Source organism: Streptomyces sp. ISL-36 (assembly GCF_018614205.1).
Lineage (GTDB): Bacteria > Actinomycetota > Actinomycetes > Streptomycetales > Streptomycetaceae > Streptomyces.
In genome coordinates this window covers 1-11761 of the sequence record NZ_JAGGOS010000082.1, presented here as the reverse complement: position 1 = coordinate 11761, position 11761 = coordinate 1, and the positions used below count along the sequence as shown (strand labels likewise).

General features: G+C 70.3%; 15 protein-coding genes. 10 read left to right on the top strand and 5 right to left on the bottom strand.

The features are described from left to right. Positions 1–626: polysaccharide deacetylase family protein (locus J7E93_RS21475; protein ID WP_215071552.1), on the top strand; the 626-nt coding region annotated here is incomplete at its 5' end. Continuing rightward, a complete protein-coding gene (locus J7E93_RS21470; RefSeq protein WP_215071551.1) occupies positions 626–1813 on the top strand; it encodes a YncE family protein in 1188 nt (395 codons plus the stop codon). The genes J7E93_RS21475 and J7E93_RS21470, both read left to right, overlap by 1 nt. Before the next feature lie 153 nt (positions 1814–1966). Here J7E93_RS21470 and J7E93_RS21465 read toward each other — a convergent pair whose 3' ends face one another. Beyond that, positions 1967–2605: a GNAT family N-acetyltransferase gene (locus J7E93_RS21465; RefSeq protein ID WP_215071550.1), complete on the bottom strand. Its 639-nt coding sequence runs from the start codon at positions 2603–2605 to the stop codon at positions 1967–1969. A 74-nt stretch (positions 2606–2679) separates the two neighbouring features. Between J7E93_RS21465 and J7E93_RS21460 the strand changes: the two genes are divergently transcribed. The 8 genes from J7E93_RS21460 (at position 2680) to J7E93_RS21425 (ending at position 8075) form a co-directional block, all read left to right on the top strand. Continuing rightward, the gene (locus J7E93_RS21460) at positions 2680–2907 is read left to right on the top strand and encodes an EF-hand domain-containing protein (protein ID WP_215071549.1); all 228 of its coding nucleotides are present in this window, start codon (positions 2680–2682) and stop codon (positions 2905–2907) included. A gap of 86 nt (positions 2908–2993) precedes the next feature. Next, positions 2994–3908: a CopD family protein gene (locus tag J7E93_RS21455; RefSeq protein WP_308368737.1), complete on the top strand. Its 915-nt coding sequence runs from the start codon at positions 2994–2996 to the stop codon at positions 3906–3908. 117 nt (positions 3909–4025) lie between these two features. Then, a complete protein-coding gene (locus tag J7E93_RS21450) occupies positions 4026–4460 on the top strand; it encodes a WXG100 family type VII secretion target (RefSeq protein ID WP_215071548.1) in 435 nt (144 codons plus the stop codon). 17 nt (positions 4461–4477) lie between these two features. After that, complete coding sequence (locus J7E93_RS21445) at positions 4478–4783, top strand: WXG100 family type VII secretion target (protein ID WP_215071547.1); 306 nt, start codon at positions 4478–4480, stop codon at positions 4781–4783. Next, positions 4783–6483, top strand: a complete 1701-nt coding sequence (locus J7E93_RS21440) for an RNase A-like domain-containing protein (RefSeq protein WP_215071546.1) — start codon at positions 4783–4785, stop codon at positions 6481–6483. Before J7E93_RS21445 ends, J7E93_RS21440 begins: the two co-directional genes overlap by 1 nt. A gap of 8 nt (positions 6484–6491) precedes the next feature. After that, complete coding sequence (locus J7E93_RS21435; RefSeq protein WP_215071545.1) at positions 6492–7073, top strand: hypothetical protein; 582 nt, start codon at positions 6492–6494, stop codon at positions 7071–7073. Positions 7074–7100: 27 nt separating this feature from the next. Further along, positions 7101–7400 carry an RNase A-like domain-containing protein gene (locus J7E93_RS21430; protein WP_215071544.1) on the top strand — a complete coding sequence of 100 codons (300 nt, stop codon included), beginning with the start codon at positions 7101–7103 and terminating at the stop codon, positions 7398–7400. A 12-nt stretch (positions 7401–7412) separates the two neighbouring features. Next, on the top strand, positions 7413–8075 hold the full coding sequence (locus J7E93_RS21425) for a contact-dependent growth inhibition system immunity protein (protein WP_215071543.1): 663 nt from the start codon (positions 7413–7415) through the stop codon (positions 8073–8075). A gap of 56 nt (positions 8076–8131) precedes the next feature. On the opposite strand, the gene J7E93_RS21420 is transcribed toward J7E93_RS21425, so the two are convergent. The 4 genes from J7E93_RS21420 to J7E93_RS21405 all read right to left on the bottom strand — a co-directional run bounded on the left by J7E93_RS21420 (position 8132) and on the right by J7E93_RS21405 (position 11461). After that, positions 8132–9568 carry an integrase gene (locus J7E93_RS21420; protein WP_215071542.1) on the bottom strand — a complete coding sequence of 479 codons (1437 nt, stop codon included), beginning with the start codon at positions 9566–9568 and terminating at the stop codon, positions 8132–8134. Between the two features lie 246 nt (positions 9569–9814). Next, positions 9815–10531, bottom strand: a complete 717-nt coding sequence (locus tag J7E93_RS21415) for a DUF6082 family protein (RefSeq protein ID WP_215071541.1) — start codon at positions 10529–10531, stop codon at positions 9815–9817. After that, positions 10528–11199 carry a DUF6879 family protein gene (locus J7E93_RS21410; RefSeq protein WP_215071540.1) on the bottom strand — a complete coding sequence of 224 codons (672 nt, stop codon included), beginning with the start codon at positions 11197–11199 and terminating at the stop codon, positions 10528–10530. Before J7E93_RS21410 ends, J7E93_RS21415 begins: the two co-directional genes overlap by 4 nt. Next, entirely contained in the window at positions 11192–11461 is a 270-nt protein-coding gene (locus tag J7E93_RS21405) for a hypothetical protein (RefSeq protein WP_215071553.1), read from the bottom strand. Before J7E93_RS21405 ends, J7E93_RS21410 begins: the two co-directional genes overlap by 8 nt. Positions 11462–11761 lie beyond the last annotated feature (300 nt).

The window sequence follows — 11761 nt, the reverse complement described above, 5'->3', positions numbered from 1 at the left end:
CCCCCGCCCCTCGCCGCTTCCCGGGCCGCCCCGCCGAGATCTCCCACGGCCCCCGCGACCGCGCCCGGGTCGCCCTCACCTTCCACGGCCAGGGCGACCCCGTCCTCGCCCGCGCCGTGCTCACCGCCGCCGAGAGGGGCGGCGCCCGGGTCACCGTCCTCGCCGTCGGCGACTGGCTCGACCGGTACCCCGAACTCGCCCGCCGGATCCTCGACGGCGGACACGACCTCGGCAACCACACCCAGCGCCACCTCGACATCAACGCGATGACCGAGGACGAGGCGTACGAGGAGATCAGCGCCTGCGCCACCCGGCTGCGCCGCCTCACCGGCTCCATCGGCACCTGGTTCCGGCCCTCCAGGACCCAGCACGCCACCCCCGCCGTCCGGCGCGCGGCCGACCGGGCCGGCTACCCGCACGTCCTGTCGTACGACGTCGACTCCCTCGACTTCACCTCACCCGGCGCCACGGCCGTCGTCCGCAACGTCAGCGGGCAGATCCGCGGTGGATCAGTGGTGAGCCTGCACTTCGGCTACGCGGACACGGTCACCGCACTGCCGCCCCTCCTCGCCGACCTCGACCGCCGCGGCCTGCGCGCGGTGACGACCACGGAGCTGCTGACCTGATGCTGCCTCTCACCAAGCGATCGAAGAGCCTTCTCGCGGCCGCGCTGCTCGTCGCGCTCGCCGGCTGCGGCACCACGGACGACCCGGCCGAGCCCCGCGGCGGCGCCAGGAAGGAGGCCGCCGCGCTCCCCGCCGTACCGAAGGAGGAGGTCCCGGACGGACTGCCCGGCATGCCACCGGTCCTCGACCCCAAGGACGTGTACGCGGCCGACCGGCCGAACCGGCTCTCGCCCGTGGTCAAGGACTTCCCGTCCCGGGTCTACGTCCCCAACACCAACTCCAACACGGTCTCCGTCATCGACCCGGCGACGTACCGGATCATCGAGACCATCCCGGTCGGCATCCAGCCGCAGCACGTCGTCCCCTCCTGGGACATGAAGACCCTCTGGGTCAACAACAACCGCGGCCACACCCTCACCCCGATCGACCCGGCCACCGGGGCCGCCGGCAAGCCGGTCGAGGTCCACGACCCGTACAACCTCTACTTCACGCCCAACGGCAAGTACGCCGTCGTCATGGCCTCCCTCGACCGCGAGCTGGTCTTCCGCGACCCGCACACCATGGAGCGGAAGAAGACCGTCCCGGTCTCCTGCTACGGCGTCAACCACGCGGACTTCTCCGCGGACGGCCGCTACTTCGTCGTCTCCTGCGAGTTCTCCGGCGAGCTGCTCAAGGTCGACACGGAGAACATGGAGGTCGTCGGCCAGCAGAAACTGCCCTTCCAGGGCGCGATGCCGCAGGACGTCAAGATCTCCCCGGACGGCAAGACCTTCTACGTCGCCGACATGATGGCCCACGGCATGTGGGTCCTGAACGGGGAGAAGTTCACCACTCCGACCCTGATGCCGACCGGCAAGGGCTGCCACGGCCTCTACATCTCCCGCGACTCCAAGGAGATGTACGTCCCCAACCGCGGCGAGGGCTCGATCTCGGTCTTCGACTTCGCCCGGAACAAGCTGACGAAGAAGTGGTGGCTGCCGGACGGCGGCTCCCCGGACATGGGCGGCGTCTCGGCCGACGGCAAGGTGCTGTGGCTGTCGGGACGCTACGACTCCGAGGTCTACGCGATCGACACCACGACCGGCAAGCAGCTCGCCCGCATCCCGGTGGGCAGCGGCCCCCACGGCCTGGCGGTCTACCCCCAGCCCGGCCGCTACTCCCTCGGCCACACCGGCATCTTCCGGTGATTTCGGGGCTCGGTTCACCTCCGGACGCCCTGTTGCGTGCGTCGACGGTCGACCGTGCTCGCCCCCTCGTTCCTCGGGGCCTGTGCGCGCTCTCCCTTTCGACACCCGCGGGCGTCCTCCGGCTCACTCGCCGGCGGTGCTGAGCGGCGGGGGTCAGCCGGCGACGAGGAGGGCCTCCGAGGCCACCGGGCGGTAGCCCGCCGCCTGGAAGACCCGGACGCTGCGGGCGTTGCCGGGGGACTGCTGGGCCCAGACGACGTCGTCCGGCGTCAGGTGGCGGGCGGCGAGGGCCAGCGCCCGCCCGAGACCGCGGTGCCTGACGTGCTCCTCGACCTCGATCGCGGCCTCCCAGCGACCGGCGACGCCCCGGCCCAGGATCACCACGCCGCCCTCGGCGGCCCACACCCGTACCTCGTCACGGAACTTCATCGCCCGCGCCACCCGGGGATGGCCGGGGTCCTCGATCTCCCGCAGCGGCAGCTCGGGACCGCCGGGCAGCGCGCCCGCGACCGTCAACAGGTCGATGGTGTTCATGTGCCGGCCGGTCCGCGCCATCAGCGCGGCGAGGAAACCGGGGTTCATCGAGGCGGCCAGCGGGTCGCCGGAGGCCGCCGCCAGCTCCGCCCGCACCCACGCGGGATCCTCGTCCGTGAAGATCACCGAGTGCGCGGTGAAGGCGAGGACGCCGGCGTCCCGCGCGTTCGGCTGCGGCACCACCGTCGTGGACCCGTCCGGGGGAGGGAACTCCCCGCGTGCCGCCGCCGCCAGGATCCGTGCCACCTCACTGCTCATACCCCCATCATCGGCCATATGGGGGACCGATAATCTGACCCCCGTCATCGAAGCACCAAGAAGGGGCGGCAGCAGTGGCGGACATCGAGTCGGCACGCAAGGCATTCGAGCGGTTCGACGTGGACGGGGACGGCCTCATCACCGCCGCCGAGTACAAGAGCGTCATGGCGCAGCTGGGTGACTTCCACGTCACCGAGACGGTCGCCGAGGCGCTCATCAACCAGCGTGACGCGAACGGCGACGGCAAGCTCTCCTGGGACGAGTTCTGGGCGCACCTCGACAAGGGTGCCGCGCAGGCCTGACCCGCCGGGCGGGGGCGGGCGGCGCCGCACCACGTGCGTACGCACGTGAGTTGCCGCCCGTCCGGCCCTCGGTGACGATCGATTGCGTGACGCTTCCCGGACCCATAGGTACCCCGATACGTCGGAAAGCGGCCGTGCTCGGCGCGGTCGTGGCCCTCACCCTCCTGGCCCTTCTCGGTGCCGGGGTCGCCCAGATGGGTACGGGTGAACTCAGCATTCCCGCGGCCGGCACCATCAGCGTGCTCCGTGTGCTCGTCCTGGCCGCGCTCGCGGTCCACCTCGGCGAACTCGCCGGCGTCCGGCTGGCCGGCGACGGCCCGCTCCCGCGCCTCTGGTCCGCTCTCGCCGCCCTCCTCGGCGCGGCGGCCTCCGCCGGGCTGCTCCTGCTCTTCGCGGCCGTCAGCGGCCTCGGTCTGCCCACCGTGTACGGCATGCGGGAGGGCCGGCTCCTCCTGATCACCGCCAACGCCTTCGCCCTCGCCGGCCTCTGCGCCGCCTCCCGCCGCCCGGCCCTGGCCGTCGTGCCGCTCGCCGGGGTGATCTGCGCCGAGGCCCTGCGCGCCCACCCCGAGGCGTACACACCGGCGATCGGCACCGCGCTGACCGTCGTCCACCTGACGGCGGCCTCGCTCTGGTTCGGCGCACTGCTGTACGTCCTGCGGACCATGCGGCTCCGCGACGGCGGCCGCGACGTCCTCGTCCGCTACGCCCGCACGGCGGCCTGGATCTTCGCCGCCCTGGTGATCACCGGCACCTGCTCCACCCTGCGCCGCCTCCCGCTGGAGGTCGTCCTCGCCACGGCGTACGGCAGGGTGCTGCTGGCCAAGCTCGCCCTCGTCGGCGTGGCCAGCCTGCTCGCCCTGACCGCCCGGTACCGGATGACGCGGGGCGGCGACACCCAGGCACCGGCCCGGATCGAGCTGGGCGTCCTGGCCACGATCGTGGTGGTCTCGTCCCTCCTGACGGTGGTCCCCGACCCCCACTGGCTCAGCCCCGGATGACGCCGCCCGGACCCGGAGAAATGGAACCCCGGCCGACGGTGCTGTTTGCTACGGTGAACGCGACGCAACGCAACGCAACGGCCAAAGGTCGGGGCGTAGTTCACACGGGGGGAACCGATGGGGGAAGGCGCGGGCAAAGCGCATCTCGCCGTGCAGGCCGAGAAGCTGAAGAGACTCGCCGACGACCTCGACACCATGCAGGAGTACCTCGACCGGCAGGTGCGGCGCATGGACGGGGTCGTCGACCGGATCGAGGGCCGCTGGCGCGGCCCGGCGGCGGAGGAGTACCGCAGTCGTCACCGGGGGGCGGCCGAGGACGCGGTACGGATCCGCGAGGTGATGAAGGTGCTCGCTCAGGCCGTACGCCTCAGCGAGGGCGGTTTCACGGCGCAGGAGATGGACACCCTGCGCCGGTTCAGGCGAGCCCGGGCCGATGTGGACGTCGAGGCGGAGGCAGCCGCCCTGTCCACACCTCACACGGCGCCCGAGCCGACGAACGCGCCGACGAACGCGCCGGAGAGCGCGCCGCGCAGCCGCATCCACGACATCTGACATCAGGGGGGACCAGCATGCGACCGGGTGACGACGACATAGCCGTCGACTTCCCCAGCCTGTCCGAGCTCGCCGGCGAGCTCGAGGACATCATCAGGACCACGAACGAACAGCTGGAGATTCTCTACGGCCGGGTGGAGAAGGTCGTCCTGACATGGGAGGGCGAGACCCGCCACGCCTTCGTCGACGAACTCGACCGGTGGGACGTCTCCGCCCAGGACCTGGAGGCGCTCCAGACCTGGCTCCACGCCCGCGTGGTGAACGGCCACGTCACGTACGCGGCGGCTCACCGGGCCGTGTTGCGCGGCTGGGGGGCGGCCTGATGACGACACCGCCTCCGCCCGGCGGGCCCGGAGGGTTCGACGTGCGGCCGCCGCACGTCTACCACGCGTCGGGCCTGGTCAAGGAAGCGCAGTTCGCGCACGCCGAGCGGGCCTTCGTACTGGTCGACGTCCTGAACAAGTACAACCAGTCCGCGGGCACCGGCCACGGCGCGGACGCCTTCGCCGACGCCTACATGAAGGTGACCGAGAAGTTCCTGGAAGCCTGGGGCAGGTCCGTGGTGAGCGTCGGCGGAGCGGCCGTCGGACTGACCCTCACCGCCAACCACTACGTCATGGCCGACTGGGAGGCCGGCGGACGCAAGGGCTCGCAGCCCGCGAGCGAGCCCGAGCCGGTGGTCATCAACAAGCCGCCGCGCTACGGCCCGGTCAACACCGTCAAGTGGTCAGGCACCGGCGAGGACGTCGACTCCTGGTGGATCAGCGGCGCGATCGGGGAGGTCCCGGACTTCCTCGCGGACGCCATCAGGCCCGGCATCGAGCACGGCCTGCGCCTCGGCAAGGTCCACGAGATCACCCCCGGCCTCCGCGAGGACGAGGTCCGGGACATGGCCACGGCCTGGCGGAACCTCGCGGGCGACGTGACGAAGGCGGGCGACGAGCTCACGGCGGCCATCTCCTCCATCACCGACCCGAAGGGCAACGGCGAGTGGCAGGGCGCGATGAAGGCGTTCTGCCAGTCGATCTGGGGCACCACCGAATGGGGGCGGCCGCTGGGGGAGGACGGCAAGCGGAACCCGGCCGGACGCAGCTGGCGTACCGACCGCAACCAGAATGGCCCCAAACGGCCCATCCTGGACGTGCTGAAGAAGACCGCCGACGCGATGCCGGGCATTCTGGAACACCTGGCCGACGTCGGTGACAGGACCACCGAGACGACGAGCCGCCTGGGGGCCGAGGCGGCGAAGGCGATGGTCAAGGAACTGACGCTCGACATCGACTTCGGGAAGCTGACCAGGCTCGCGGTGGGCGGGATCGTCGCCCAGGTCGTCCTCAGTTTCCGGTCGCACATGGACAAGGCCGGGATGGACGCCGCGGTCGAGAACTACCACCGCGAGTTCCACGCGGCGGCCGTCACGCTCAACAACCTCCTCCCGGAGCTCGAAGAGGCGATCCTCAGTGCGCCGACCTACCAGGCGGAGACGGCACGGGCCCAGGGTTTCGGCGCGCGCGCTCTCAACGAGTTCAAACGGGAGCACAAGTGGCAGCGCGCCGGGGAGAGCCCGAGCCTGTACATGTACTCGTTCGATCTCGCGATGAACGAGGAACTCAGCGGCGGGCACACGCTCGACAAGCACGTCGGCAAGACGGACGAGCAGCTGCTGCAGCGCCACCGCGACGAGGCCAAGGGCTCGGGCAAGCTGCAACTCTTGGCGACGTCGAGCTTCACCGACATCGACTCGGCCCAGAAGTACACGCAGTACTGCATCCGCCAGAACACGGCAGAGATCCAGGACTGGCTGAAGAACCCGCCCCCGCAGCCGGCATCGAAGTCGTTCCAGGTCGACTCGGTCCCCGTCGAGGGCCCGCTCACCGGGAACGCGGTGACAGGGCGGACCTCGCAACGGCTGGACGACCACACGCCGGCGCCGGTGAAGAACGCCTACGGGGTGAGTACGCGCCTCAAGTACGACCCGAACCTCGATCCGCCCTTCGTCGTCCTCACCTCGGCGCCGGAATAATGGGGCGCATGACGGAAGACCTCACCGCACAGACCTGGGCGGAGGCGCTCGGCCTGTACGACGACCCCTACACGATCGCGACCGTCGCCCCCCGCGACCACGAGGAATGGTGGCTCGACGTCGCTGCGATCATGCGCGGTGAGACACGCGACCCGCGGGGATGGCGATCGGTCGATTCCTACGAGGAGGAGATCGGCGAAGAACGGCTGGCGGACCCGCTCCACCCCTGGATGAGCCCCCCCGTCACACCCGCCGACGTGGAGCGTTTCCGCACGTACGTGAAGGAACTGCCCCGCTCCTCCGTCCAGTCGCTCCTCGTCGTCCTCGGGGTCATCGGCTGGAACGTGGCGAGGACGTTTCAGTGGGAGGAGCGCCGGCCCGAGATGGAGCGCCGTGCCCGATTGATCATGTCGCGCTTTCCGGACGGTACTCGCTTCTATTCCAACGTGGGCTGGACGGGGAAGGACCCGGACTTCTATCAGCAGCCCATCACGGGGATGAGCACGTTCGCCTCGGACAAGTGGGACGGAGGCCTGATCGCCGTCAATGACGCCGAGATCGCCATGATCTGGGTCTTCGCCCCCACCTGATCCGAACCGACACGACGAAGGGAACCCGTGCTCACCCGATCCGCCACCTACCCCGACCGGGAAACAGCCCAATGGGCCACCCAGGAGGTCATCAACCGCAACGAGCAGGCCATTCACCGGTGGCTCGCCCAGGGCACCCGCCCGCGTCTGACCATCGAGGCGGCCTGGCCGTCCCGCCCGGATCCCGTGGGCCGCGTGCTGCTCCAGGCCATGGTGTTCGCCGGCCGCGGGCCGGTGGACGTGCGGGCCGCCCGGGTGGTGCTCCGGCGGGAGCCGGCCGGGCCGCAGGGCTTCGTCGTGCACTCCACCGTCCCCGTCTACGTGTAGAGGCGCGCTCCCATGTCCTTGAAGCCCCTGGAGTTCGACCGCCGGTACGGCGAGCTCGACCACGTCTTCCGCGCGTACGCCGGACAGCTCGCCCATGACACGCCGGAGCTGCCGAGCGCGGCGCTCACCGCGTACCTCCGGCACACCTGGCACAGCCGCCCGTGGGCCCTGTCGGTGGCGGAGCAGCAGCTGCGGGAGTACGCCGAGCATCCCCCCGGCCGGCTGCGGATCCGGCTGGGTGAGTTCTACCCGCTGCCGGACACCGGGGTGCCCGACCCCGAGGTCGGGGAGTGGCTGCTGGTCGTCGCCGGGCACATCCGGCGCGCTGTCGAGGAGGGCGAGGTCCCGCCGCCTTCACCGCTGCCGGCCACCCACTGGGAGTGGCACGCCCGCTTCCCCGAACTGGGGCAGTTCCTCGGCGGATGGTTCTCGCAGGACATGCCGGACGAGTTCGCCGACCACGACACGGCGATCGCCGACTACGCCGCCACGACCGACCGCACGCTCGTCGCCCGGCTGGTCGGTGAGCTGCGCGAGCTGCTCGCTCTCGCTCTGGACGAGACCGACTACGTCGTCGGTACGGCCGAACTGGGGATGGAGGTCGAGCCGCCGGAACCGCACACGACGTCCACCTGGCTGACGCACGCCGCGGACCGGCTGACGCGGAACGGGTGAGCGGAAGGCCCTGACCGCGCTGAAAGAACCAGAAGCGCTGGTCAGGGCCCAGGATCTCAGCACTCGATGATGTTCACCGCGAGGCCGCCGCGCGCGGTCTCCTTGTACTTGACCTTCACGTTGCCTGCCACGCTGATCAAGTCCTTGACCTGCGGGTTCATGTTCAGTTCGTTCGTCCAACCGGCCAGCAGGGACTTCTGAGGGACTTTGTGCCGGGGACCTTGCTCCAGCCACGCGTCCATGGCGGCCAGGCCCCGGAAGCCGGCACCCGGCATGAAGTGAGCGTAGTGGTCGAGCGTGATCTTCGGGGAGGCGGGCCCGAGCCAGGTCGACAGGCTGACGACGGACTCCCCGGCCTCCAGCTGCACGCTGGCGTAGGTGTGCCGGGGGACGTGGAACATGTCTGACCGGGACAGCTCGAAGGTGGGGTACCTGCGCACCCGGCCGCCGTAGTGCTGGACCTTCTCGCCCACGATCTTGAGGACGCCGGCGGCGGCGAGGGCGGGCTTCCAGCCGCGCTCGTTCCACGTCCGGTAGTAGATGCGGTTGCCGTGCGAGGTCGTGAGGACCAGCATCACCGTGATCGGCTTCCGCTGCTTCTCCTCCAGCGCGGTCGCCGGTGCCTCGGGGTTCCGCCACGGCAGGGTGCACGCCGCCGGGGGGAAGCGCCGGAAGTGCGCCCGAGCGCGGGCAGCGAGGTTCGGGGAGAGCGGGACCTCGCGAGTCTTGCCGCCCTTGGGGAGGCAGAAGTACGCCCGTCCCTTGATGTCCCACCGGAGCTGGCGCCGTACGTGGACCACGCCGGCCTCGAAGTCGAAGTCCTCCTCCGCGAGGCCGAAGGCCTCCCCCTGACGCAGGCCGAGGCCGAGCCCCAGGTCCACGGCGAACCGGTACCGCTCCTGGAGGTGGGACCGGACGGCGTCCGCGACGGCACGCGTCCAGGCCTTCGCCTTCTTCTCCGCCCGCCGAGGCCGCTTGACGCTCTGGTGCACCTTGACCGGGTTCCGGAGGAGTCGCTTGTCGTCCATCGCGCTGTTGAGGATCGAGGTGAGATGCCCCCAGATCACCTCGGCCGTCGATCCCTCGACGCGGCGCAGCAGGGCCGCCTTGAACGTCCGCAGCGTCGAGGCGTCGATGTCCTTCAAGGGGACGTCGCCCATGAGGGGGATGACGTGGTTCCAGATCCGGCTGCGCAGGGGGCCGGCCGTGGACGGCTCGTCCGTACGGCCGGGCCACCAGTGCTCCACGATGTAGTCGGCCATGGAGATCGAGCCGTCGCGGGGGTCGACGAACTCGCCGCGCCCCGAGTCGGTCTTCGCGGAGGCGAGCCACTGCTTGGCGTCCTCGCTGGTGGCGAACGAGCGGTCCTGGACTCCAGGGATTCCCTTGACGCGGTACCGCAGGCCCTTCCCGTAGAGGGCGGTGCGCTCGCGCTTGCCGGTTTCCTTGTCCGGCCGCTTCTTGAGCCAGCGGTCCTCTATGTAACCAGCCATTCAGGCTGCCCTCCCCAACGTGCGCTTCGTAGTCGTTCCTGAACTGGTCCTTCGGAACGCTGTCCGGGGCGGGTTCATATCCCCGATCCAGCGGCCACTTCGGAAGAGGCCCTACTTGGGGTTGGACACCCGGCGTCGTGGCTTCTGAGCCAGGGGGTTCAGGTTTGGCCGGGCTGCTGTTCCCTGATAGCGGGTCGCCTCCTAACCGACGCGAGCCCTCGCTCGTCCCGTTGCGGTCGAACGAGATCAGGACTCGTTGCTGTCGGCGACGCGGGGAGGTACGACTCCGGAGACCCTGAGATCGGGAAGCGCCCGCTGAGTGCGAGGCGGTGTCGACAGTGCCGCTGAGTAGCGCGCGTCGATGATTCGCTGCAGGCGGCGCGAGCGCCGAGTCGCGGCAGTCGACAGGCGGGCCTGGCGCGATCGCGCCCAGAAGGAACGGCCGATCTCGCCCGCGAAGATCTCGTCCGCCGCAGCGGCCACCCAGTGCTCGGTGAGGTCTCCGACCTCGAACGCCATCTCCCAGTGCGACACGACGAGGTTCACGTACATGTGCTGCTGCCGGAGCAGAACGGTGCGTGAGGCGTCAGGGCCGCCCCAACAGTCGAGGTACTCGGGGTTCTCCATGGCCGTCTTGGTCAGTTCGATGTGCATCATCCGCGTGTTCTGCACGCGGGACGCCTTCGCCTCGCGGGCCTGCAACACCAGCGAAGAGGCGACACCCACGACAGCCAACGCGGAGAGGAGCGCTGATACGGCCCCGTACGCCTGTGCGATGTCGGCGACCCGCTCCCAGTCACGGCCTGCGTCGTCCAACGCCGGCAGGGCGAGCGGGGACGCGACCACGAGCCCCATGGAGCCGACGACAGCGAGGACGGCCAGCGCCAGGACGACGGCGCGGGACCGGTACCAGGGACGCTCACGAATCCTGCGGCGGGGCGCGGGGGCGGGTTCGGACGTCACGGCCTCTCCTCCCCGCATCGGGCGCGGAGTAGCGGCTCGGCGACGCGTGAATGGAAGGAGGAGAAGTCCTCGCCGGTCGCGTAGAGCTGCTGGACGTCGGATCGGCAGGCCACGATCAGGTCCGGGTCGGTGTGCCGGTACGCGCCAGCGATCACACCGTCAGGCTTGTACCTCAGCTCGTAGAGACAGGACGCCCCGACGATGACAAGTTCGCAAAACCAGCGGGGGGGGGGTGCTTGGATGCCGGGTCGGCCCTGGCCGACCACGACACGCACCTGCTCCCCGAGATCAACACGCTGGCGGAGCACGGCAAGCTCCCACAACACGTAGTCCGACGGCGGGAGCTCGACGTAACGGACCCGCCGCAGTCGCAGGCCGCGTCGGTCGGCGTCCTCGAACTGGCGTCCCATGGCTGTGCGCTCCTCCGCCAGGAGGCTCAGGGACCGCTCCCACGCTCCGTCGTGGAACGCGTCCCACGACGCGAAGCCCGGCTCCTGGAAGTGCTGGCCGCATTCGAGCTTGTCGACCACGGTCACGTCTGGCCGCGCGTAGTCCTCGCGAAACGCCTTGACGTAGTCCTCCACCGGAAGGAACGGTCCTCGCGCGGCGACCGGCATCGCGGTGACAGCTGCGATGCCGGCGTAGTCACCGTCGCTCTGCTCACGCATCGGGAATGTCCGGCTTGGCCGCGACGAGCAGGCTCCGCGGAATGATCACCAGGCGCTCGTCAGCCCCGATGGACACGCCGTCAGGCAGCCGCGCGGCGACCTCCGGCGTGACGTCGCGACCGATGACCGCGACGTCGCCGTTGTCCATCTCCCAGATGTCCGGGCAGCTCTCCGTCGCGCTCGTCAGCCCCAACTCCTGAGGCGAGCGCCCCAGACGACGACTGAACCCCGCGCTCGCATCGGCTTCCCACGGACGCTCCACGATCATCCCCCGCCCAAGTCGTCATCGTGTGCCTACGGCACGTGAAGATCGAGGCGACATTAACAACCGGGCTGACCACCGGCAATGGGCTCCTCAGCCGATACGTGACCAGAACCCGCACCTCGGTGCCCAGCAGGCTCGGTACCACGGCGCGCGCCCGGGACGATGCCACCCGGCGCTACGCCACTCCGACCACCTCGCTCACCGCGCGGCTGATGTGTCCGCGCACCACGTCGGCGGAGACGTAGGCGAGCGCCTTCGCCGGGTCTGTCAAACGAACGGCTCTGTTCCGTAGTCGGT

Excerpts from the sequence above, each read along its gene's own strand:
- J7E93_RS21420 (WP_215071542.1), bottom strand. The coding sequence starts at position 9,568 with ATGGCTGGTTACATAGAGGACCGCTGGCTCAAGAAGCGGCCGGACAAG.
- J7E93_RS21440 (WP_215071546.1), top strand. The coding sequence starts at position 4,783 with ATGACGACACCGCCTCCGCCCGGCGGGCCCGGAGGGTTCGACGTGCGG.
- J7E93_RS21450 (WP_215071548.1), top strand. The coding sequence starts at position 4,026 with ATGGGGGAAGGCGCGGGCAAAGCGCATCTCGCCGTGCAGGCCGAGAAG.
- J7E93_RS21470 (WP_215071551.1), top strand. The coding sequence starts at position 626 with ATGCTGCCTCTCACCAAGCGATCGAAGAGCCTTCTCGCGGCCGCGCTG.
- J7E93_RS21465 (WP_215071550.1), bottom strand. The coding sequence starts at position 2,605 with ATGAGCAGTGAGGTGGCACGGATCCTGGCGGCGGCGGCACGCGGGGAG.
- J7E93_RS21435 (WP_215071545.1), top strand. The coding sequence starts at position 6,492 with ATGACGGAAGACCTCACCGCACAGACCTGGGCGGAGGCGCTCGGCCTG.
- J7E93_RS21445 (WP_215071547.1), top strand. The coding sequence starts at position 4,478 with ATGCGACCGGGTGACGACGACATAGCCGTCGACTTCCCCAGCCTGTCC.
- J7E93_RS21425 (WP_215071543.1), top strand. The coding sequence starts at position 7,413 with ATGTCCTTGAAGCCCCTGGAGTTCGACCGCCGGTACGGCGAGCTCGAC.
- J7E93_RS21410 (WP_215071540.1), bottom strand. The coding sequence starts at position 11,199 with ATGCGTGAGCAGAGCGACGGTGACTACGCCGGCATCGCAGCTGTCACC.